Origin of the sequence: Nonomuraea sp. NPDC050786 (assembly GCF_040654115.1) — a bacterium.
Taxonomy (GTDB): Bacteria; Actinomycetota; Actinomycetes; order Streptosporangiales; family Streptosporangiaceae; genus Nonomuraea.
This window is the reverse complement of the sequence record NZ_JBFAHJ010000005.1, coordinates 12,901-32,735: the sequence shown is the minus strand read 5'-3', so window position 1 is coordinate 32,735 and position 19,835 is coordinate 12,901. Positions and strand designations below refer to the sequence as shown.

Genomic DNA, 19,835 nt, shown 5'->3' with positions numbered 1-19,835 from the left:
GTTCGGACAGCAGGACGGTGCAGTACGGAGGTGATCGACACGGGCAGGTGGATCCATCGCGACACGGCTCACCTATCGGACGCGGTTGCTATCGCGCACGCTGCTGTGGATATCCTTCACAATCAGCCTGAGCTGCCCGGATCCGTGCGCGCCAGCCGCCGTGCCCATCCGGTGCCGGCCGGCCGCCACGGCCTGCGGTTGACCGCTCTGGCAGAAGTGAGTTCCGATGATCTCGCGGTGACCAGACGCGCCCTCACCGCCGTGGCAGAAGTGAAGGTGAGAGCGTGACAGACGACAGCCCCCGCGTACCGAAGTACTACGACGTCAAACGCAGCCTGCTCGAGCTCACCAAGACGCTGTCACCGGGCACGGCGCTGCCGCCGGAACGCACGCTCGCCGTGCGGTTCGAGACCTCGCGCACCACCGTCCGGCAGGCGCTGACCGAGCTGGTGGTGGAGGGCCGGCTGCTGCGCATCCAGGGCAAGGGCACGTTCGTGGCGCAGCCGAAGGTGGCGCAGGTGCTCCAGCTCACCTCCTACATCGGTGACCTGCGCACAGCGGGCCTGGAGCCGGACACCAAGATCCTGGAGATCGGCTACATCACCGCCGACGAGGCCCTGGCCAGGCGCCTGGCCATCAACCCCGGCGGCCGGGTGCTGCGCATCCACCGCCTCCGGCTGGCCAACGGCGAGCCCGTCTCGATCGACACCACGCACCTGTCCGCGCGCCGCTTCCCGCGGCTGCGGCGGGAGCTGGAGGTGCACGCGTCGCTGTACGAAACGCTGCACAACGCCTACAACGTGCGGCTCACGGACGCCGAGGAGATCATCGAGACCGTCCTGGCCACCCCGTACGACGCCAAGGCCCTCGGCGTCGACGTCGGCCTGCCCATGCTCCTCCTCACCCGCCACGCCTTCGACGCCGACGGCAACCCCGTCGAGTGGGCGCAGTCGCTCTACCGCGGCGACCGCTACAAGTTCGTCACCCGGCTCCGCCGGCCGTAGCCCTCTCGGCCATGCCGACGGGGTTGTTCCTGTGGCTGGGCGGAGCGGCCTGTGGGACAGTTGGGCCCACGTGGTCGTAGGGCCGGGCAGGAGGAGGGCGACTCGTGTCCACGCCGCCTGGGACGGGTCCGTTCGATCCCGATCTGCATGGGATCGACCCCGGCCTCATGGACACCTTCATCGCCGCCATGATCCGAGCGCACGCGTCGATCGGCGGGCAGGCCGAGCTGATCCGCATGGAGCTGAGCCGCGTGGGCGTCGGCACCGCCGCGCTGACTCCGTTCAAGGAGATCGAGGACTGGGCCGGCGCCCAGGTGCCGCGGCTCCGCGTCCGCAACGAGCTGATCCGCAAGCAGGTCCCCGACTGGATGCCGGGCTGGGCCACCGGCCTCGTACGCTACGACGAGTCCACGGTGCCGTTCACCTCGCCGCAGGAGGCCCGCCGCGCCGGAGCCGCGCTGAGCGACCTCTACCAGCAGTACGTCAAGGAGAGCACGGGCAAGGTCGTCACCGACGAGCTCAAGCAGCGCCACCGCGACCTGCTCGCGCAGTTGCTGAGCCACAGGGACGACGCGGACTTCGCCGCGGCCTTCTTCGCGGGGCTCGGCACGACGGGCACCCAGGCGCTGCCCCGCCACATCAAGGAGTTCTACGAGCACGGCCGGACGCTGCCGGTGAGCGACGCGGCGAGCTCCCGTGAGGCGGCGCTCGGCGAGCTGAGCAGGATGTTCGGCACGGCCACGAGCGCCGCCGCCCGGGTCCCCGGCATGGCCAAGGTCATGAAGGACCTCGAGCGCGGCGGCGAGGGCATCGACAAGGACGCGCTGTCGTGGCTGGTCAGCGAGGGCCACTTCCCGACGGAGTGGCTCGCGGCCGTGGGCCGGAACAACGCGGTCATCCCCATGCTGAACGGCTCTCTGACGCCGGAGACGGTCGCGCTGGGCACCACGGCGCGTTTCCTCGACGCGCTCGGCGCCGACCCGGCGGCGGCCCGCCTGGCCATCGGCGCTCTCTCGAGCGACTGGGCGCCCGGCTCCCCGTGGCCGGGGTCCCTGCCGCTTGGCCTGCCCAAGGCCGGGCTGTCGGCCGTGCTGGCCAGGATGGACCTGTTCCTGGCCCGGGTGGAGCAGCGCGGCGATCCCGGGGCCTTCCTGCGGACGCGCGGGAGCTTCGCGCGCCTGCTGGCCTCCGCCTCCGGCGTCCATGACGAGAAGGACGGCGCACACAGCAGGGACGCCGCCAGATTCGCCTTCGGTGTGATCACCGCCGCGCCTCACTTCGCACTCACCGACGCGATGAGGCTGCGGCTGGCGGAGATCGGCGGCTCGTACGCCACCGAGTTCGCGGCGAGCGCGGAATCCCTGGACCCCGACTCCGGCAAGCCGAGCCGGTTCGGAGGGTTCGACGACGAGCTCGCCGGGACCGAGCCGGCGTTCCGCCTGTCCCTCACCGACGGTTACCGCTTCCTGCAGACCTTCGCCGACACGAACGAGCACATGGAGCCGTTCGACCGCGGCATGGCGGCGCTCACCCAACGGCTGTTCGCGGAGGGCGTCCGCCTCGACAAGGACCGGCTGGCCCATCCACCGCCGAAGGGACTCCAGCGGGAAACGGCGGTCGAGCAGCTCTTCTCGCGGTTGGGCATGGTGTCGGGCATGCAGTTCGCGGCCATGAAGGTGGTACGCGGCACCGCGGACCTGGCGGACAGGGCGGCTTTCGACGCCTTCGAGCAGGCCCTCGACAAGGGCATGGACACCGCGATGCTCTTCCTGCCCACCGCCGGGGGGACTCCGGCGGCGGTGGGCTGGATGACGCTCAGCTGGGCGATCAAGGACGGGCTGGGGGCCGCCCTGGAGCCCGAGGGCCGGTTGCCGTCGGTCAACGAGAAGGAGCTGGCGCAGTCGCGGATGGTGCTCCATGAGATCGCGTCCGGGCTTGTCGCCAGGGGGTACACGATGGAGGGGGCGCCGGTCTCGTTCAGGCCGCCGACGGATCCGCTCATCGTCGACGGTGGGGGGAGGCTCCGGCCGTTCTCGGAGATCAACCGGGATCCGAAGAGGACTGAGGCGTTTCTGCGGTGGCTCAAGGCGAACGGCAGCGTCGACAGCGAGGCGGACCGCCGCACCTTGGGCAAGTTGGTTGAAGGAGCCGCGCTGAAGTTCTCCGGAGGGCACGACCAGACGGAGAAGATCATTGCGTCGCAAGACGCACAGCTCAGGAAAATCCTGACAGGAGGCGGCTGAAGATGCGCCCGTCATCTCTGAGGAGGGACGCAGTCCGTCTCACCCACCACGGTGATCTCATGCTCGGTCGGCATGTCGACCGTGACCGTGGTGCGGGACGACGCGAGTTTGAAGACGGTCTTGTGCGACGCGGTCGCGGAGGCCATGTCCACTTTGTAGCCCCACGTGGAGGTCAGTCTCCCGGTCATCTCAAGGAGGAATCCGTCGCCTCCGCCGTCGAAAGTCGACCTGGCGCCATAGGTCCGCTTGGTTCCGCCTCCTCCACAGGAAACGTCCTTGCCACCGGGATCGGTGACCTCGACATCGCGCAGCCCCGTCTGCCGCATGAGCTGGGTGATGTGCGATCTGAGGGTCTCCCCCGCCTGCGCGGCAGTTGGCCCGGCGTCAGCCTTGGAGCAGGACGTGGCGAGGGCGAGGACCGCCATGGCGAGCACGCCGAGACGTACAGGTGTCATGGGACCGCCTCCGTTCACACATCTCATAGTGCAACTACCCCGCCTGCGCCGCCCGCTTATCGCGGAGACAGGTAGGTAAGGATGATCGAGAACCCGCGTCATCAGGAGTTGCGGCAGGCGCTCGCCAGGGTCCGGCAGCTGGTGGCGCAGCTCGAGGCGGCGCTGGACGAGCCGTACAAGCAGTTCGCCGGCTCGGCGGTGTGGGTGGGGCCGGCCGCGAGGCGGTTCGGCGAGGAGCTGAGCCACCAGCGGCAGCGGCTGCGGACGCAGGCCGACAAGGTGATCAGGGATCTGGAGGAGGAGCTCGCACGTACGCCGGAGAAGGTCTCGCCGGAGCAGTCCCGTCACTTCGGGTGACCGGGCCCTACGCTTGGGGTCATGAGCATCCTCGTCGTCACCGGCACCGACGCCGGAGTGGGCAAGACCGTCGTGGCGGCGGCGCTGGCGGCGCTGGCGTTGGGGCGCGGGTCGTCCGTCGCCGTGGTCAAGCCCGCGCAGACCGGGGTGGCACCGGGTGCGGCCGGGGATGTGGACCAGGTGATCCGGCTGTCCGGGGTCACCACCACCTTCGAGCTGTGCCGGTTCGCCGAGCCGCTCTCCCCGGCCGCCGCCGCCCGGGTCGCGGGGTTGCCGCCCGTGTCGCTGGCCGGGGTCGCCCAGCTCGTACGGGAGCTGGCCGAGAGCAGCCGGCTGGTGGTCGTGGAGGGCACCGGCGGGCTGCTCGAGCGGTTCGACGAGGACGGCGGGACCATCGCCGATCTCGCGCGGTCCTTGAACGCGCAGGTGCTCGTCGTGGCCGGGGTCGGGCGGGGCACGGTCAACCACACCGCGCTCACCCTGGAGGCGCTGGCCCATCGGGGGCTGGAGCCTGCCGGGGTGGTCATCGGGCGCTGGCCGGACGAGCCCGGGATCGTGGAGCGGAGTTGCGTGTGCGATCTGGAGATGCTGGCCGCCCGGCCGCTGGCCGGGGTGCTGCCCGACGGGGCGGGAAGCCTCGACAGGGCGGCGTTCGCCGAGGTGGCGCGCACGGGGCTGGCCGCCACGCTGGGCGGCACCTTCGACCCCGCCCGCTTCAGACCCCCCCCGTAAAGGGCTCTCTGGCTAGCAGGACGCCTCCGGCAGGTCGCAGATCTTGACGGTCATGCGCTCCGCCTTGTCGATCAGGCCGCGGAAACGGGCGATCGGCAGGCTCTTCGACGGCCAGGCCGTCTCGCCGACGATGTAGACGGCGGCCCCGCGCCGTACCGCCACCGCCTGCTCGCCGCCCTCGTAGAAGCGGCCCCCCGCGCGCAGCCCGTCGTCCCCCACGTCGAGCGGCTTGCTGAAGTACCGGTAGCGGCGCGCGCCCTTGCCGACGTCGGCGCACTTCCTGAGGTCGGCACGGAGCAGGCCCATCGCGCGCTTGGCGTACCGGACGTCCTTGTAGAGCACCAACTGCTCGTAGTTCTTCTCGGCTCCGCTCGAGTGGAGCGCCGCCCGCGTCTCCAGCCGCCCGCCGTCGCGGCGGTGGCGGTAGAAGCAGGGGTTGAGCTGGAGCGGCAGCGCCTTCGAGTCGGTCACCTCGAAGGTGTCCCACTCCTTCGTGGGCGGGTGCGACTCCATGAACAGCATGCCGTCAGGCAGCCCGCTGGACATCATCGTCGCCGCGAGCGCGACGGCGACCCCCGTCTGGATGAACATCTTGAACCTCCCCCGGTTCGTGTCTGTCGATCGGTGAGATGGGGTGAAAGGCGGATTTGTTCGGGAGGCAGGGTGGGGAAAACCCCACCATCCATCAGCACACCAGGCCCATTTCGCGTCCCACCCGCCGCTCAATACCGTTGAGCCATGAAAGTCCCCCGCCCGTGGTCGGCGCGTGCCTGGCTGGACACGGCCCACGTGATGATCGGCCTGCCGGTCGCCGTGCTGCTCGGCGGACTGACGCTCCTGACGGCCGGGTGGCCGCCGCTGCTGATGCGGAGCGTGCCGTGGTTCACCAGGGTGCAGCGTTCCAGGTTCGAGGCGATCCTCGGAGCGCGCATCCCGCCCGTGCGCTCCCCGAGCAGCTGGCGCAGCCCGGCCACGTGGCGGCAGATCGGCTATCACCTGCTGTCGCCGTTCGTGGGGTTCGCGGCGGCGTTCCTGGTGGCGTTCGCGTGGGGCGGGGTGGTGGTGGGACTGCTGTCGTTCCTGCCGCGGCAGCTGCAGCCGCCGCCGATGGAGTTCGAGATCGGGTTCGACCTCAGGGACGACAAGGTCGTCGCCGTCTTCATGGTGATCGGGTTCGTGCTGCTGCTGCTCGCGCCGATGCTGGCGCGCGGCATGGCGGCGCTGGACCTGTCGGTGGCGCGTACGCTGCTCGGCCCCAGCCGTTCCGAGCTGGGACAGCGGATCGAGACGCTGACCGAGAGCCGGGCAGGCATGATCGACGCCGCGGACGCCGAACGGCGCAGGATCGAACGCGACCTGCACGACGGCGCCCAGCAGCGCCTGGTCTCCCTCGCCATGAACCTCGGCCTGGCCAGGGCCACCCTCACCGACCTGCCCGAGCCTGCCCGCGAGGCCATCGCGCAGGCCCACGAGGAGGCCAAGCAGGCGCTCAAGGAGCTGCGCGACTTCGTCCGCGGCCTGCATCCGGCCGTGCTGAACGACCAGGGCCTGGACGCGGCGCTGTCCGGCGTGGCCGCCCGCGCGCCGTTCCCCGTCAAACTCCACGTCGACATCGAACGGCGTGCCACTCCGACCATCGAGGCGGTGGCGTTCTTCATCGTGTCCGAAGCACTGACCAACATCGCCAAGCACGCCGCGGCCACCAAGGCCGAGGTGAGCGTGCGGCGCGAGCGCGACCGCCTGCACATGCTCGTCTACGATGACGGCTGCGGCGGCGCCCGGCTGGACGGCGGCACGGGCCTGCGCGGCCTGGCCCAGCGGATCCACTCGGTGGACGGGACGCTCCGGCTGTCCAGCCCGCTGGGCGGCCCGACGACGATCGAAGTGGAGCTGCCGTGCGAGTAGTGCTGGCCGAGGACTCCGTGCTGCTGCGCGAAGGGCTGATCCGGCTCCTGGACGCCTCGGGCATGCGGGTGGTGGCTGCCGTGGACGAGGCCGAGGGGCTGCTGCGGGCGGCGGAGGAGCACAAGCCCGAGCTGGTCATCACGGACGTACGGATGCCGCCCACGCACACCGACGAGGGCCTGCGGGCCGCGCTCGTGCTGCGCCGCCAGCAGCCGGGGCTGGCGGTGCTGGTGCTCTCGCAGTACGTCGAGGAGCGCTACGCCGCCCAGCTCCTCGCCTCCGCCGCGACGGGCGGGGTCGGTTACCTGCTCAAGGACCGGGTGGCGGACGTGGCGGAGTTCATCGACGCCCTGCGCAGGGTGGCCGCGGGCGGCACCGCGCTCGACCCTGAAGTGGTGGCCCAGCTCCTGCTGCGCGGCAACAGCGACCCCCTCGAACGGCTGACTCCCAGGGAGCACGAGGTGCTCAGGCTGATGGCGGAGGGCCGTTCCAACGCCGGCATCGGCCAGGCCCTCGTGCTCAGCGAGGGCGCGGTGGGCAAGCACATCGGCAACATCTTCACCAAACTCGACCTGTCACCTGCCGAGGGAGACCACAGACGCGTGCTGGCCGTGCTGCAGTTCCTCAAGATCAGGAGCTTGCCGTGAGAGGGGTCTGGCTGGCGGCGGGCGCCGTGGCGACGGTGATCGCGCTGGTGATCTCCACCCTGGTGCTGTGGCGCGGGGTCGCGCGGGCCAGGATGCCGGAGGAGAACACGCAGAGATCCATCCCCTTCGCACAGAAGAACGTGCGCATCAAGACGGGCATGGGCGCCCAGGTGGACCTGTCCGTCCTGCCGGGCAGGGCGGGGGAACTGGTCGTGATGAAGTCGCTGGTGTGGTCGAGGGAGCGGCCGGCCGTCACCGACGACTGGGACGCCCTCTCCAGCACCCTGCGGCTCGACGCGGTCTGTCCCGGCGTGGACGAGCCGGAAGGCCGTGACGTACCTCTCTGCCAGGCCGACTTCACGGTTTTCGTGCCGCCGGAGACGGACATCGAGGCCGCCACGACCAGCGGCGACCTCGTCGTCAACGACGTCTTCGGCAAGCTGCGCGTGTCCTCCATCTCCGGCGAGGTCCACGTCGACAACATCTCCGGCGCCATCTGGGCCAGGGCCGGCACGGGCGTCATCGAAGCCCGCGGGCTCGACGTCGATCGGGCCGACGCGGAGATCGGCTCAGGGAAGGTGAGCCTGTCGTTCATGAGCGCGCCCACGGAGGTCAAGGCAGTCGTACGGACCAAGGGCGACATCAACCTGAACGTGCCGAAGGCCGCCTACCACGTGACGGTGGACGCGACCGAGAGCGACATCGACGTCGAGCAGAATCCCCAGGCGTCGCGGAACATCGTCGCCAGGGCGCCGAGAGGCACCGTGTCCGTCTGCTGCGACTGAAGATCCTTAAGATCTGTTTACTCCGCTGGCTGGAAGGTAAGTTCCCGGCATGGAGTCTGCGAAGCACGCCGGTGACGCCGCCGTCGCCGTGTCCAAGGCCTATGGCGTCGATACCATGTTCACCCTGTCCGGAGGTCATGTCTTCCCGCTCTACGACGGCGCGGTGCACGAGGAGATGCGCATCCTCGACGTACGCCACGAGCAGAGCGCGGTCTTCGCCGCCGAGGCGACGGCCAGGCTGACCAGGAGGCCGGGGCTGGCCGTGCTGACCGCGGGTCCGGGCATCACCAACGGCGTCAGCGGCGTGGCGACCGCCCACTCCAACGGCTCCCCCGTCGTGGTCATGGGCGGCCGTGCGCCCCAGTCGCGCTGGGGCAGCGGCGCGCTCCAGGAGATGGACCACCCGCCGCTGCTCAAGCCGATCACCAAGCTGGCGTTCACGGCGACCGACGCCGAGTCCGTCGGCCAGGACGTCGAGCTGGCCTTCCGCACGGCCGTCGCGCCCCACCGCGGCCCGGTCTTCCTCGACTTCTCCATGGACCACCTGTTCGCGCCCTCCCTGCCGCACGAGGTGCGGACGCAGACGCCGTCACCGCTCGAGCCCGACCCCGACGACCTGGCCGCCATCGCGCGCCTGCTGGCCGAGGCCGAGCGGCCCGTGCTGGTGTACGGGTCCGACGTGTGGATGGACCGGGCCGAGGAGGCCGCGCGTGACTTCGCCGAGACGTGGCGGCTGCCGGTCATCCCCAACGGCCAGGGCCGCGGCATCCTGCCCGCGGGCCACGAACTGCTCGTCACGCGGGCCCGCGGCCTCGCCTTCGCGCAGGCCGACCTGGTCATCGTGGTCGGCACCCCGCTCGACTTCCGTCTGGGCTACGGATGGTTCGGTGGCAAGGAGGGCGCGCCGCTGGCCCGCGTCGTGCACATCGCCGACGCGCCCTCGCAGCTGGCCACCCACATGACGCCCGCCGCGTCCGCCGCAGGTGACCTTTCAGTGGTGCTCTGGAGCCTCGGCACCGCCTGCGGCGACGCGGGGGTCAAGCCTGACGCGTACGCCTCCTGGGTGTCGAAGCTGGGCGACGCGGCAGCCGCGGCCATCGCGGGCGACGCCGAACTGCTGGCCTCCGACTCCGACCCTATCCACCCCATGCGCGTCTACGGCGAGCTGGGCAAGGTTCTGGCCGACGACGCGGTGGTGATCGGCGACGGCGGCGACTTCGTCTCCTACGCGGGCAAGTACGTCGAGCCGAAGCAGCCGGGCAACTGGCTCGACCCGGGCCCGTACGGCTGCCTCGGCACCGGACTCGGCTACTCCATCGCCGCCCGCCTGGCCAGGCCGTCCTCGCAGGTGGTGCTGCTGCTGGGCGACGGCGCCGCCGGCTTCTCCCTCATGGACGTCGACACCCTCGTACGCCACCGGCTGCCCGTCGTCATGATCTGCGGCAACAACGGCATGTGGGGCCTGGAGAAGCACCCCATGCAGCTCCTGTACGGCTACGACGTGGCCGCCCAGCTCCAGCCGCAGTGCCGTTACGACCAGGTCGTGACCGCGCTGGGCGGAGGCGGCGAGCTGGTCACCAAGCCGTCGGAGATCGGGCCGGCGCTCCGGAGGGCGTTCGACTCGGGCATCCCGTACATGGTGAACATCGCCACAGACCCGCAGGTCGCCTACCCCCGCAACACGACGGGGGTGTGACGCTCCTACTTGGGCGTGGCGGTGGGGCTGGGGGTCGGGCTGGTGTCCTCCGGGCAGACGCCGTCGGTGACCACCAGTTTGACTGTCTTGTTCACCGGCCACGGCGTCCCTACGCTCGGCACGGTCTGCGTGATCACGCCGCAGCGCATGCCGTTCGAGGTGGAGGTCCTGTCGTCGGGGATCACGTCCTCGAAGCCCGCCTTGATGACCATCTCCTGTCCCTGCAGGAACTCCTTCCCGACCACCGGCGGCACGACCACCTTCTTGACGCTCGGCGAGGGACTGCTCGACGTCGGGGTCTTGGTCGGAGTCTTGGTGGCGGGCGGCGTGGTGCTGGGCGTCTCCTTCGGCTCCTCTTCCTTCTCCGTGACCCGCACTGTGGGCCTGGAGGTCGTGGGCTTCGGATCAGGCGTCGTCGGCTCGACCGTCGGTGGCTTGGTAGTCCGCTTGGACGGCGGCTTGGTCGTCGTCTTGGCGATGTTCTCGGAGTCGTCGGCCGGGGCGGCGGTGCTCGTCGGCGGCCCGGGGTTGACCATGCCGGTCAGCGCGACCGCGGTGGCGCCCGCGCCGAGCACCACAGCGGCCGCGATGCCCGCGATCAGCCCGGTCCTGCGCGGGGCCTTGGCCGCCCGGCGGCTGCCTCCGCGCCGGTCGGCCACCGTCGTGGCCTCCTCCTGGGGATGCGCCTGATGCGCCCCCGTCTGGTACGCCTCCACCGGCGCCGCCATCGGAGTCGCGAGGACAGGTTCGGGGGCTGCGGGGGTCTGCCCGCTGGCGATGGCCTTGGCGGCCTCGCTCATCGCCCTGGCCGTCGGGTAGCGCCTGGCCGGGTCCTTGGACAGGGCGACCTCGACCAGCGTGCGAACCGCCGGAGGGATCTCGGCGGGCAGCGGGGGCGGCGCCTCGCGGATGTGCTTGAGCGCGATCGTGACCGCGCTGTCGCCGTCGAACGGCCGCTGCCCCACCAGGCACTCGTACGCGACCACGCCGAGCGCGTAAATGTCGACCGCGGGCGTGACAGGGGCGCCCTCGGCCTGCTCCGGGGCACAGTAGGCGGCGGTGCCGAGCACCATGCCGGCGTCGGTGAGCCGGTTGGCCAGGTCGGAGCGGGCGATGCCGAAGTCGGTCAGCACCAGCGTGCCGTCGCGCTGCACCAGCAGGTTGCCCGGCTTGACGTCGCGGTGCACGATCCCCTGGTCGTGGACGGCCTGCAGCGCCGACGCCGCCTGCGCGATCAGCTCCATGGCCGCCTGCGGCGGGATCCGGCCCAGCCTGGCCAGCAACCGGTCGAGCGGCTCGCCGTCGACGAACTTCATCACCAGGTAGACGGTGTCGCCGCTGACGCCGTAGTCGTAGACGTCGACGACTCCGGCGTGGTTGATCGTGGCCATCGCCCGCGCTTCCCCCTGGAAGCGAGCGACGAAGCCGGGGTCCTGCGTACGGCCGGGAAGCAGCACCTTGACCGCGACGGTGCGCGCCAGGACGATGTCCTCGCCCCGCCACACCTCGCCCATGCCACCGGCGCCGATGCGGGTATCCAGCCGATATCGCCCCGCCAGCGTCGTCCCTTGGGCCACCATGTCTCCCCCGTTACCCCCCTACACCCGTAACCTCTTGCACCCCGCGGCTCTCCAACAAAGCGAACTTTTGTCGCGGTGAGGTAACACAGTGGTCACGGAAGTCAGAGAGTGTACGACTCACCTGTCCCACATGCCACTCAAATGTTCTTAAGCCGTACAAACCCTATCCTGGGGCCTTATGGCGGCACTTGTCCGCGTTTCCCGGAAGTCAGCGGACCCATTAGCCGGCACGGCCACCTTAGGCTGAGCCCATGACGCTCGCTCCCGGCCTCCGCTCCCAGTTGCTGATCATGGTGGAGATGGAGGACACCGCCAAGAAGATCGGCAGCGGTGACGTGCCCGTGCTCGCCACGCCCAAGCTGCTCGCGCTGGCCGAGGCGGCGACCGTACGGGCCGTGGAGCAGCATCTCGCGCCCGGCGAGACGTCGGTCGGCACCCGGGTCGAGCTCGAACACCTGGCCGCCAGCCCGCTCGGCACGCACGTCCAGATCGGTGTCGAACTCACCGAGGTCGACGGCCGCCGCCTGGTGTTCGCCTTCGAAGCCCACGACCGGCACGCCATCGTGGGCAGGGGCACGATCGAGCGCATCGTCGTCGATCGCGCCCGATTCATGAAGCGCGCTACTCGATGACGGCGATCAGGTCGCCCTCCTGGATGACGTCGCCCTCGGCCACCTTGATCTGGGCCACCACGCCGTCGTCCTCGGCGAGCACGGGGATCTCCATCTTCATCGACTCGAGGATGACGAGCGTGTCGCCCTCGGAGACGGTGTCGCCCTCACTGGCGACGATCTTCCAGACGTTCGCCACCATCTCAGCGCGTACCTCAGCCACCACAACTCCCCTCTTTCATCACTCTATTCACCTTAGGCCCGCATCCGCGCGACCAGGCCCGTGTCGTAGTCGCCGGTGACGAACTCCGCGTTGTCCAGCAGCTCAGCACAGAACGGCAGGTTGTTCTTGGGGCCCTCGACGACGAACGCGTCCACCGCCTTGCGCCCCTTCTCCAGCGCGTCGGCGCGGGTCTCGCCGTGGACGCAGAGCTTGGCCATCAGGGGGTCGTAGAACGGGGTGACCGTGTTGCCCGCCGTGTAGCCCGAATCCACGCGCACGCCCTCGCCGTCCGGCTCCACCCAGGCCGTGATCGTGCCGGGGCCGGGGAAGAACCGCTGGGGATCCTCCGCGTAGACCCTGAACTCGATCGCGTGCCCGGTGGTCACGGGCCGCACCTCGGGGCTCTCCCCCGCGGCGACGCGCAGCTGCAGCTCGACCAGGTCGAGCCCGGTGACGAGCTCGGTGACCGGGTGCTCGACCTGCAGCCTGGTGTTCATCTCCAGGAAGACGAAATCCTGCTTGTCGGCGTCGACCAGGCACTCGACCGTGCCCGCGCCGAGATAGCCGACGGCCTCGCCGGCCCGCGCGGCGGCGGCCAGCATGCGCTCACGCAGCTCCGGGGTGATGCCCGGGGACGGCGACTCCTCGACGACCTTCTGGTGGCGGCGCTGCACCGAGCAGTCGCGCTCGCCCAGCGCCACGACGCGGCCGTCGGGCAGGCCGAGGATCTGCACCTCGACGTGGCGGGCCCGCTCGATGTAGCGCTCGAGCAGCACGTCCGGCCCGTCGAGAGCGTCTCCGGCGAACCTGGCCGCCGCCCTGGCGGCCTGCTCGAACGCCTTGGCCAGGCCCTCGTCGTCGTGGGCCACGCTCATGCCGATGCCACCGCCGCCGCCCGCGGTCTTGACCATGACCGGGTAGCCGATGGCCTCGGCGGCCTTGAGCGCCTGCGACAGGTCGGTGACCGGCTCGCGGGTGCCCGCGGCGACCGGCACGCCGGCGCTCTCCATGAGATTCCTGGCGTTGATCTTGTCGCCCATCGTCTCGATGGCCTCGGGCGCGGGCCCGATCCACACCAGCCCGGCGTCGATCACGGCCCTGGCGAACGCGGCGTTCTCCGCAAGAAACCCGTAACCCGGGTGAATCGCCCGGGCGCCGGTCGCACGGGCCGCCTCCAGCACTTTGGCGGCGTCGAGATAGCTCTGCGCGGGGTTGGCCGGGCCGATCAGCACGGCCTCGTCGGCCTCGCGCACGAACGGCAGGTCGCCGTCGGCCTCGGAGTGCACGGCGATGGCGCGCAGCCCCAGCCGCTTGACCGTGCGGATGATCCGCCGCGCGATCTCCCCTCGGTTCGCGATCAGAACGGGTCCGAGCGTCTCAGTAAGCACGCCGACCAGCCTATGGCCGTGACCGGTCCGGCCCCTTTCCTCCTGAACCACCGATCCCGAGAGCGCGATCTGTAGGAACCCGACAATTGTGAGGGGTCCGAAACGCGACAGCGGTTGTACGGGCTAGACGCGCCCGCGGTCGATCACGCGGGTGAGCGCCTCGATCGCCGAAGGATCGTACGCGCTGCCGGACGACAACCGGATGCGCTCCAGCGCGGCCCCGGCGCGGTCGCGGTCGGTGGAGGGCCCTACGAGGTCGTCGTAGGCGTTGGCGACCTTGATGATGCGGCTCGACAGCGGCGGGTCGTCGGCGATCGGATCGCACTGCCGCTTCACCACGTCGGCCACCCGGTCGAGCACGCCGGTCTGCCTGATCACCTCGGCCCCCAGCTCGGCGATGCGCCGCGCCTGCTCGGGCTCGGTGAGCACCGTGGCGCCCCCGGGGATGGGGTCGCGCAGCGAGAGCTGGCCGATGTCGTGCATCAGCGAGGCGTACTCCAGCTCGAGCAGCTCGGGCTCGGCCATGCCCAGCTCTCTGCCGATCGCCACGGCCAGGCGGCTCACCCGGCGCGAGTGGCCGGGCTCGACATAGCCGCCGACCTCCGTGACCCGCGACAGGGCTCGTACGGTCTGCAGGTAGGTCGCGCGGATCCCGGCGTACTTCCTGAAGGCCACCTGCGTGACCAGCAGCGGCGCGGCGAACACCAGCAGCGCGACCAGGTCCATGCTGTGCGTGGCCAGCGCGAGCAGCACGCCCGACGAGGCCACGGCCGCGCCCAGTGGGAAGGCCATGTTGATCTCGTCTCGCACCGCCACCCTGAACGCCGTGCGCACCTGCTCGGCCCGGAGCAGCGCGGCGATCAGCACGTCGATCATGAGAGAGATCGCGATGAGCGTCACCATCACCACGAGCGCGGGCCACCACGTGCTGGTCGGCGGCTTCGTCAGCGCGTAGAGCGGGTCGGCCAGCGGGCGGAACGCGAAGGCCAGCAGCGCCCCGGTGAGCAGCCGCCGCGCCATCGCGTCCAGCCGGGGCGGACGCCCGACCGCCAGGTGCGGGAGCGCCCCGGCCAGCATCCCGACCGCGATCACGGCCACGACCTGCAGCGCCGAGTGGCGGAGCGGGTGCTGGCTGAGGTCGAGCAGCAGCGTGTAGCCCAGGGCGGCGGCGGCGCCGATGGGCGCGACCTCCCTGTTGCCCGGCATGGTGAGCCTGGCCAGCTCGCCGACCGCGATCAGCGCCCCGAACCCGACCGCGATCTCCGGGCGGTCGAGCCCGACGGCGGCGGTGTGGGCGACGCCCGCGACCGCGACCAGGCCCGCCGCGCAGATGAGCAGCAGCTGGCCGGAGTCCAGCCGGCGCAGGACCGTGTTGAGCGAGCGTTCTGCGCGCCTCGGGCGGCGCTCCGTCGTGATCATTGCCCGGTCACGACCTGGATGGGCATCGTCGGGTCGTCGTGGTCCTTGATCGGGGTCTCGTCGGGCGGCGGCGCCTCGACCTTGCGCGGCGGCTGCCACGGCTCCCGATCGAGCGCGCGGATGAAGGCCGTGACCATGACCGGGTCGAAGTGGGTGCCCGCGGTCTTGCGCAGCTCGTCGAGGGCCTCCGCGACGGGCCTGGCGCCGCGGTAGGAGCGGTCGGAGGTCATCGAGTCGAACGCGTCGGCCACCGCGATGACCTTGGCGAACTCGGGGATCTCGTCACCGGCCAGGCCCATCGGGTAGCCGGTGCCGTCGTGGCGCTCGTGGTGGTGCATGATCCCGGCGTACGCCTCGTCGAGGAAGCCGATGCCGCGGACGATCTCCAGGCCGCGCATGGGGTGGAGCTGGATCGCGGCGAACTCCTCCTCGGTGAGCGGCCCGTCCTTCTGCAGCACCTTGGTCGGCACCCCGAGCTTGCCCACGTCGTGCAGCATGCCCGCGTAGCGGATGGCCCGCACCCGCTCGGGGCCCATGCCGATCTCCTGAGCGATCATGGAAGAGGCGAGCGAGACCCGCGTGCAGTGGCCTCGGGTGTAGTAGTCCTTGGTCTCCACGGCCTGGCAGAGCGCGGCGATGGTGGCGTCGTACGAGCGCTGCTGCGCGTGATACTGCCCGAACGCCCATCGCGCCACGAACAGCGGCAGCAGCACCAGCACCGCCGAGATCGACTGCACGGTGGCCCAGAGCCCGGCCACCAGCAGCCCGAACGTGCCGTAGCCGAGGTACGACAGCAGGAACTGGGCCATGCCGCGCATCGGCACCTCGGTGGCCCGCACCCGCGTGGCCAGCCCGACGATGGTCAGGGTGAGGGCGATGTTGAGCGGCACGAACACGGCGGTGGCCGCGGCGTAGGGGCCGATGAGATCGTCGAATGCGTTGACCTGGGGCACGCCGACCTGCCCGCCGAGGCCCTCGTAGATCCGCCCGGCCGCGTAGCCGCAGATGGCGAACTGCGCGCCGTTGAACAGCCGCTTGATCAGCGGCAGCCCGGGGCGCACGCTCAGCACCGCGGTCAGCCCGACCAGCGCGGCGCCCTCCGGCCCGATCAGCACCACTGCCGCCAGCGAGGCGGAGAAGCTGACCGACACCGCGAACTGCTCCACGTTGAGCAGCGTCGGCATCGACTCGCACACCAGGAAGAGCAGGGCGAGCACCAGCAGGACGTCCAGATCCTCCGGCGCCACGAGGGTGCCGGAGACGATCACGCTGCGCGCCATGAGAGCGGCCGCCGCCCCGATCACGGCGACCAGATAGACCCTTGCAGGCCACGGCAGATCACGCATTGCGGCCCCCTACGGAGATCAGGTCCAGGACACCCCGGGAGGAACCGCTCCCCCGATCAGCATGATCACCGGGGTGATCAACAGGATGGCCGTGAGCAGCCGGGCGACCGTAACCTTCATCATCCACATGCCTCCACGTCGACTTCTGGAGTTCACGCTACAGAACAGGACGTCACCGCACGGGCAGAGTCGGAAATCGCAAGCAAAGCGTAATCAAGCCACTACTTCTGGCGACGATTTCTCGCCCATTCGACCGTTTTCTTCACCCCGGTCGGCAGGTCCGTACGCGGCTGCCAGCCGAGGCCCTCGTGGGCGGGCACCGGATCGACCGCCATGGCGGGCAGGTCGCCCGGGCGCGGCGGCGCGAACCCAGGGTGATCATGGGCGCCCGCCGCGTCGGCGATCAGCGAGTGGAGCCGCCGGTCGGTGGTCTGGATGCCGGTGCCGAGGTTGAACCTGCGGCCGTCGCCCCGCTGGCCGCACGCCGCGACGAACCCCTCGACCACGTCGTCGACGTAGACGTAGTCGCGCGTCTGGTCGCCGTCGCCGTAGACGACCGTGGGCGTGCCGCTGAGCAGCGCGTCGGTGAAGATCGCGACCACGCCGGCCTCGCCTTCGGGCGACTGGCGCGGGCCGTAGACGTTGGAGAGCACCAGCGCGGTGTATTCGATGCCATAGAGGGCGCGGAAGGCGGCGAGGTAGGTCTCGCCGCTGAGCTTCGACGCGGCGTACGGCGAGCGCGGGTCGGTGGCCGCGTCGCCGGGCACGGGGATCGTGGCAGGCCGGCCGTAGACGGCCACGGAGGAGGCGAACACCACCTTGCGCGCGCGTCCCTCGTGGGCCGCGGCCAGCACGGCCGCGGTGCCCTCGACGTTGACCCTGGCGTCGCGCCTCGGGTCGGCCACGCTCTTGCGCACGCTGATCTGGGCGGCCAGGTGGCAGACGACCTCCGGCTGCAGCCCGGCCACGAGGCCGGGCAGCGCGGGATCGAGCACGTCGAGCACGTGCAGCCGGAAGCGCTCGCTCTCGGCGGCCTCGGCCAGGTTGTCCCTGGAACCGGACGACAGGTCGTCGACCACGTCGACGTCATGCCCCTCGGCGAGCAGGCGATCGACGAGATTGGACCCGATGAACCCGGCGCCTCCGGTGACCAGCACACGCATGGTGTGCATCTTAGTCGGACAGCTCCGACCTGACCTGCGCGATGCGAGCCAGCACCTTGGAACGCAGGTCCGCGGGGACCGGGTCGCAGCCGCAGTGCTTGTGCACGAGCGCCTTGACCGCCTTGTCGAGGTCGTATTCCTTCAGGCACGGGCCGCACTCGTCGAGATGCACCCGGATCTCCACGACGTCGGTCTCGGTCAGCTCGCCGTCGAGATAGGCGTAGACCTTGTCGAGCACTTCGCGACAGTCGGTGTCATGCGGGTTGCCACAGCTCATTTCGATCCCTCCGCCGGGACCAGGCCCCGCTCGCGAGCATAGTCCTCAAGGAGGCCCCGGAGCTGCCTGCGTCCCCTGTGCAGCCTCGACATCACAGTGCCGATCGGCGTGCCCATGATGTCGGCGATCTCCTTGTAGGGGAAGCCTTCGACGTCGGCCAGGTAGACCGCGATCCTGAACTCCTCCGGCAGGGCCGCGAGCGCCTGCTTGATGTCGCCGTCGGGCAGGTGCTCGAGCGCCTCGACCTCCGCCGACTTCAGCCCGCTCGAGGTGTGGGACTCCGCCCGCGCGAGCTGCCAGTCCTCGATCTCCTCCGTGCCGGACTGCTTAGGCTCACGCTGCTTCTTGCGGTAGCTGTTGATGAACGTGTTGGTCAGGATCCGGTAGAGCCACGCCTTGAGGTTGGTGCCCTCCTGGAACTGGTGGAACGACGCGAACGCCTTGGCGAAGGTCTCCTGAAGCAGATCCTCCGCGTCCGCGGGATTCCGGGTCATCCGGAGCGCGGCGGAGTAGAGCTGTTCGAGATACGGCATCACGTCGCGCTCGAATCGCTCGCTCCGCTGCTCCAGCGTCTCCGCGCCTGTCGCGGGCACCGGACCCACCCCCCTAAGATCACCGGTGGCCGGCTGTTGCGGAACACCGTACTCAGGGGAGGATACCCGCTGGCCGAAGACGCGCCGGTCGGTGGGGAGGGGGTCAGCCATGCGAGCCAAGGAGCTCGGCGGGAGTGAGCGAGTGCCGAGCCGGCGACCGCCGAAGCGGTCGCGACCATCAACAACAGCGAGCATGCTCGTCGCAACACACCCGCGCCCTTGTCTGTTCCCGCAAGATAGAAGGTACGAAGGACCCGGTGCGGGGAACGTCCATACGTACCGGCTGGTAGCCCTTTACCCGGAACCCAGGAGTCGCGTGTGCTGCCCATTCCGGCCGAGGAACTGAACGGCTCAGGGACGCTCGGGCCGTACTGGACCTTCTACCGCGCCGTCGCCGCCGAACAACTCAACCGATGGCTCCCCGCCGACCCCTCCGTCATCCTCGATCTCTCCGGCGGCCAGGGGCGCTGGTCCGGCCAGGCGGCCAGGGCAGGGCACAAGGTGATCGAGGTGCTCGACTTCCGCCGCACCGTCGACGGGCAGTCGCGGTTGCGGGATGCCGACCGGGTCCATCACGTACGCGCCGACGATCTGGCGTTCCTGCCCGACGCGAGCGTCGACGCGGTGCTCGCCGAGGAGCGCGTGCTGTCGATCGAGCTGATGGCGGAGTCCGCGATGAACGACGTGGCCAGGGTGCTGCGTCCGGGCGGGCGGGCGCTGGTGTGCGTCGACTCGCTGGTGCTGGGCATGGCGATCCTGGCCGAGCAGGAGCAGTGGCAGCACCTGCGGCAGACCGGCGAGGTCATGCTCGTGCCGTGGCCGGACGGCAGCATCACGCGCTGCTTCAGCAGCGGCCAGCTGCGCGAGCTGCTGGTGGGCGCCGGCCTGGAGGTCGAGTGGATGCGGCCGCGCACGGTGCTGTCGCCGTCCACGGTGGACCACGTCCTCGGGTCCGACGCGCGTGCGCTCAACTATCTGGTGCGCACGGAGCTGGAGGCCCATCCGGACGACGACGACACGGTCGGCATCCACCTGGTGGCCAGCTGCCGCAAGACAGCCTGACTCCCTTGGCGTCAGCGGCGCCGCTCCTGCTTGCCTTGACACTGCACGCAGCGCGCGGCCTCCGGGCGTGCCTCCAGCCGTCCTTCAGGCACCGGCTGGGCACAGTCGACGCACCGGCCGTACACGCCTTCTTCCAGGCGCTTGATCGCCTCGATCACGGCACGGCGCTGCGTCGTGGCGACGGCCAGCATGGCCTGCGCGCGGTCGGCGTCGGTCAGGTCCGAGCCTGCGTCGGCCGCCGAGTGCTCGCGTACGGCGACGGGGTCGCCCTGGAGGACCCCGATCGACCGGTCCAGTTCCGCGAGCATGTCTTCCAGCCGCTCACGAGCGGTCGTGACGTCCACGAATC

General features: G+C 70.5%; 22 protein-coding genes. 11 read left to right on the top strand and 11 right to left on the bottom strand.

Features of this window, described 5'->3' with window-relative positions:
- Window positions 1-30: 30 nt before the first annotated feature.
- The 3 genes from AB0H84_RS12185 (at window position 31) to AB0H84_RS12175 (ending at window position 3,247) form a co-directional block, all read left to right on the top strand.
- Complete coding sequence (locus AB0H84_RS12185; RefSeq protein WP_357602143.1) at window positions 31-288, top strand: hypothetical protein; 258 nt, start codon at window positions 31-33, stop codon at window positions 286-288.
- Window positions 285-1,004 carry a GntR family transcriptional regulator gene (locus AB0H84_RS12180; RefSeq protein WP_344992180.1) on the top strand — a complete coding sequence of 240 codons (720 nt, stop codon included), beginning with the start codon at window positions 285-287 and terminating at the stop codon, window positions 1,002-1,004. The genes AB0H84_RS12185 and AB0H84_RS12180 overlap by 4 nt, the downstream gene beginning before the upstream one ends.
- A gap of 104 nt (window positions 1,005-1,108) precedes the next feature.
- Window positions 1,109-3,247: a hypothetical protein gene (locus AB0H84_RS12175; protein ID WP_357602141.1), complete on the top strand. Its 2,139-nt coding sequence runs from the start codon at window positions 1,109-1,111 to the stop codon at window positions 3,245-3,247.
- A gap of 11 nt (window positions 3,248-3,258) precedes the next feature.
- Here the strand turns inward: AB0H84_RS12175 and AB0H84_RS12170 are convergent, their stop codons facing one another.
- The gene (locus AB0H84_RS12170) at window positions 3,259-3,702 is read right to left on the bottom strand and encodes a hypothetical protein (RefSeq protein ID WP_357602138.1); all 444 of its coding nucleotides are present in this window, start codon (window positions 3,700-3,702) and stop codon (window positions 3,259-3,261) included.
- A gap of 81 nt (window positions 3,703-3,783) precedes the next feature.
- Between AB0H84_RS12170 and AB0H84_RS12165 the strand changes: the two genes are divergently transcribed.
- Together AB0H84_RS12165 and bioD are read left to right on the top strand one after the other, a co-directional pair.
- Window positions 3,784-4,059, top strand: a complete 276-nt coding sequence (locus AB0H84_RS12165; RefSeq protein WP_357602135.1) for a hypothetical protein — start codon at window positions 3,784-3,786, stop codon at window positions 4,057-4,059.
- A gap of 21 nt (window positions 4,060-4,080) precedes the next feature.
- Window positions 4,081-4,791 (top strand): dethiobiotin synthase, encoded by a 711-nt coding sequence (bioD, locus tag AB0H84_RS12160; protein WP_357602132.1) that lies wholly within the window; start codon window positions 4,081-4,083, stop codon window positions 4,789-4,791.
- A gap of 12 nt (window positions 4,792-4,803) precedes the next feature.
- Here bioD and AB0H84_RS12155 read toward each other — a convergent pair whose 3' ends face one another.
- The gene (locus AB0H84_RS12155) at window positions 4,804-5,382 is read right to left on the bottom strand and encodes a hypothetical protein (RefSeq protein WP_357602130.1); all 579 of its coding nucleotides are present in this window, start codon (window positions 5,380-5,382) and stop codon (window positions 4,804-4,806) included.
- Between the two features lie 147 nt (window positions 5,383-5,529).
- Here AB0H84_RS12155 and AB0H84_RS12150 point away from each other — a divergent pair, with 147 nt between their 5' ends.
- From AB0H84_RS12150 to AB0H84_RS12135, 4 genes are read left to right on the top strand one after another with little or no spacing between them, the layout of a single operon-like run.
- Complete coding sequence (locus tag AB0H84_RS12150; RefSeq protein WP_357602127.1) at window positions 5,530-6,696, top strand: histidine kinase; 1,167 nt, start codon at window positions 5,530-5,532, stop codon at window positions 6,694-6,696.
- Window positions 6,687-7,343 carry a response regulator transcription factor gene (locus AB0H84_RS12145; protein ID WP_357602124.1) on the top strand — a complete coding sequence of 219 codons (657 nt, stop codon included), beginning with the start codon at window positions 6,687-6,689 and terminating at the stop codon, window positions 7,341-7,343. The genes AB0H84_RS12150 and AB0H84_RS12145 overlap by 10 nt, the downstream gene beginning before the upstream one ends.
- On the top strand, window positions 7,340-8,128 hold the full coding sequence (locus AB0H84_RS12140) for a DUF4097 family beta strand repeat-containing protein (RefSeq protein ID WP_357602121.1): 789 nt from the start codon (window positions 7,340-7,342) through the stop codon (window positions 8,126-8,128). The genes AB0H84_RS12145 and AB0H84_RS12140 overlap by 4 nt, the downstream gene beginning before the upstream one ends.
- Before the next feature lie 49 nt (window positions 8,129-8,177).
- A complete protein-coding gene (locus AB0H84_RS12135) occupies window positions 8,178-9,824 on the top strand; it encodes an acetolactate synthase (protein WP_357602118.1) in 1,647 nt (548 codons plus the stop codon).
- A 5-nt stretch (window positions 9,825-9,829) separates the two neighbouring features.
- On the opposite strand, the gene AB0H84_RS12130 is transcribed toward AB0H84_RS12135, so the two are convergent.
- Window positions 9,830-11,404, bottom strand: coding sequence for a serine/threonine-protein kinase (locus tag AB0H84_RS12130; RefSeq protein WP_357602116.1), 1,575 nt, complete (start codon window positions 11,402-11,404; stop codon window positions 9,830-9,832).
- A gap of 251 nt (window positions 11,405-11,655) precedes the next feature.
- Between AB0H84_RS12130 and AB0H84_RS12125 the strand changes: the two genes are divergently transcribed.
- A complete protein-coding gene (locus tag AB0H84_RS12125; protein ID WP_357602113.1) occupies window positions 11,656-12,036 on the top strand; it encodes a thioesterase family protein in 381 nt (126 codons plus the stop codon).
- Here the strand turns inward: AB0H84_RS12125 and AB0H84_RS12120 are convergent.
- The 7 genes from AB0H84_RS12120 to AB0H84_RS12090 all read right to left on the bottom strand — a co-directional run bounded on the left by AB0H84_RS12120 (window position 12,026) and on the right by AB0H84_RS12090 (window position 18,433).
- Window positions 12,026-12,238, bottom strand: coding sequence for a biotin/lipoyl-binding carrier protein (locus AB0H84_RS12120; RefSeq protein WP_357602110.1), 213 nt, complete (start codon window positions 12,236-12,238; stop codon window positions 12,026-12,028). The two genes, AB0H84_RS12125 and AB0H84_RS12120, sit on opposite strands and share 11 nt — an antisense overlap.
- A 32-nt stretch (window positions 12,239-12,270) precedes the next feature.
- Window positions 12,271-13,626 (bottom strand): biotin carboxylase N-terminal domain-containing protein, encoded by a 1,356-nt coding sequence (locus AB0H84_RS12115; RefSeq protein WP_357602107.1) that lies wholly within the window; start codon window positions 13,624-13,626, stop codon window positions 12,271-12,273.
- Between the two features lie 123 nt (window positions 13,627-13,749).
- The gene (locus tag AB0H84_RS12110) at window positions 13,750-15,045 is read right to left on the bottom strand and encodes an HD domain-containing phosphohydrolase (protein WP_357602104.1); all 1,296 of its coding nucleotides are present in this window, start codon (window positions 15,043-15,045) and stop codon (window positions 13,750-13,752) included.
- Window positions 15,042-16,391 (bottom strand): HD-GYP domain-containing protein, encoded by a 1,350-nt coding sequence (locus AB0H84_RS12105; protein WP_357602101.1) that lies wholly within the window; start codon window positions 16,389-16,391, stop codon window positions 15,042-15,044. Before AB0H84_RS12105 ends, AB0H84_RS12110 begins: the two co-directional genes overlap by 4 nt.
- 221 nt (window positions 16,392-16,612) lie before the next feature.
- A complete protein-coding gene (locus AB0H84_RS12100) occupies window positions 16,613-17,554 on the bottom strand; it encodes an NAD-dependent epimerase/dehydratase family protein (protein ID WP_357602097.1) in 942 nt (313 codons plus the stop codon).
- A gap of 10 nt (window positions 17,555-17,564) precedes the next feature.
- Window positions 17,565-17,831, bottom strand: a complete 267-nt coding sequence (gene rsrA, locus AB0H84_RS12095) for a mycothiol system anti-sigma-R factor (protein WP_357602094.1) — start codon at window positions 17,829-17,831, stop codon at window positions 17,565-17,567.
- Window positions 17,828-18,433: a sigma-70 family RNA polymerase sigma factor gene (locus AB0H84_RS12090; protein WP_173526616.1), complete on the bottom strand. Its 606-nt coding sequence runs from the start codon at window positions 18,431-18,433 to the stop codon at window positions 17,828-17,830. Before AB0H84_RS12090 ends, rsrA begins: the two co-directional genes overlap by 4 nt.
- Before the next feature lie 309 nt (window positions 18,434-18,742).
- Here AB0H84_RS12090 and AB0H84_RS12085 point away from each other — a divergent pair, with 309 nt between their 5' ends.
- Window positions 18,743-19,486, top strand: a complete 744-nt coding sequence (locus AB0H84_RS12085) for a methyltransferase domain-containing protein (RefSeq protein WP_357602090.1) — start codon at window positions 18,743-18,745, stop codon at window positions 19,484-19,486.
- A gap of 11 nt (window positions 19,487-19,497) precedes the next feature.
- Here AB0H84_RS12085 and AB0H84_RS12080 read toward each other — a convergent pair whose 3' ends face one another.
- On the bottom strand, window positions 19,498-19,830 hold the full coding sequence (locus AB0H84_RS12080; protein ID WP_357602087.1) for a TraR/DksA C4-type zinc finger protein: 333 nt from the start codon (window positions 19,828-19,830) through the stop codon (window positions 19,498-19,500).
- Window positions 19,831-19,835: the final 5 nt, after the last annotated feature.

Excerpts from the sequence above, each read along its gene's own strand:
- AB0H84_RS12100 (WP_357602097.1), bottom strand. The coding sequence starts at position 17,554 with ATGCGTGTGCTGGTCACCGGAGGCGCCGGGTTCATCGGGTCCAATCTC.
- AB0H84_RS12135 (WP_357602118.1), top strand. The coding sequence starts at position 8,178 with ATGGAGTCTGCGAAGCACGCCGGTGACGCCGCCGTCGCCGTGTCCAAG.
- AB0H84_RS12165 (WP_357602135.1), top strand. The coding sequence starts at position 3,784 with ATGATCGAGAACCCGCGTCATCAGGAGTTGCGGCAGGCGCTCGCCAGG.
- AB0H84_RS12170 (WP_357602138.1), bottom strand. The coding sequence starts at position 3,702 with ATGACACCTGTACGTCTCGGCGTGCTCGCCATGGCGGTCCTCGCCCTC.
- AB0H84_RS12110 (WP_357602104.1), bottom strand. The coding sequence starts at position 15,045 with ATGATCACGACGGAGCGCCGCCCGAGGCGCGCAGAACGCTCGCTCAAC.
- AB0H84_RS12105 (WP_357602101.1), bottom strand. The coding sequence starts at position 16,391 with ATGCGTGATCTGCCGTGGCCTGCAAGGGTCTATCTGGTCGCCGTGATC.
- AB0H84_RS12155 (WP_357602130.1), bottom strand. The coding sequence starts at position 5,382 with ATGTTCATCCAGACGGGGGTCGCCGTCGCGCTCGCGGCGACGATGATG.
- AB0H84_RS12125 (WP_357602113.1), top strand. The coding sequence starts at position 11,656 with ATGACGCTCGCTCCCGGCCTCCGCTCCCAGTTGCTGATCATGGTGGAG.
- bioD (WP_357602132.1), top strand. The coding sequence starts at position 4,081 with ATGAGCATCCTCGTCGTCACCGGCACCGACGCCGGAGTGGGCAAGACC.
- AB0H84_RS12130 (WP_357602116.1), bottom strand. The coding sequence starts at position 11,404 with ATGGTGGCCCAAGGGACGACGCTGGCGGGGCGATATCGGCTGGATACC.
- rsrA (WP_357602094.1), bottom strand. The coding sequence starts at position 17,831 with ATGAGCTGTGGCAACCCGCATGACACCGACTGTCGCGAAGTGCTCGAC.
- AB0H84_RS12150 (WP_357602127.1), top strand. The coding sequence starts at position 5,530 with ATGAAAGTCCCCCGCCCGTGGTCGGCGCGTGCCTGGCTGGACACGGCC.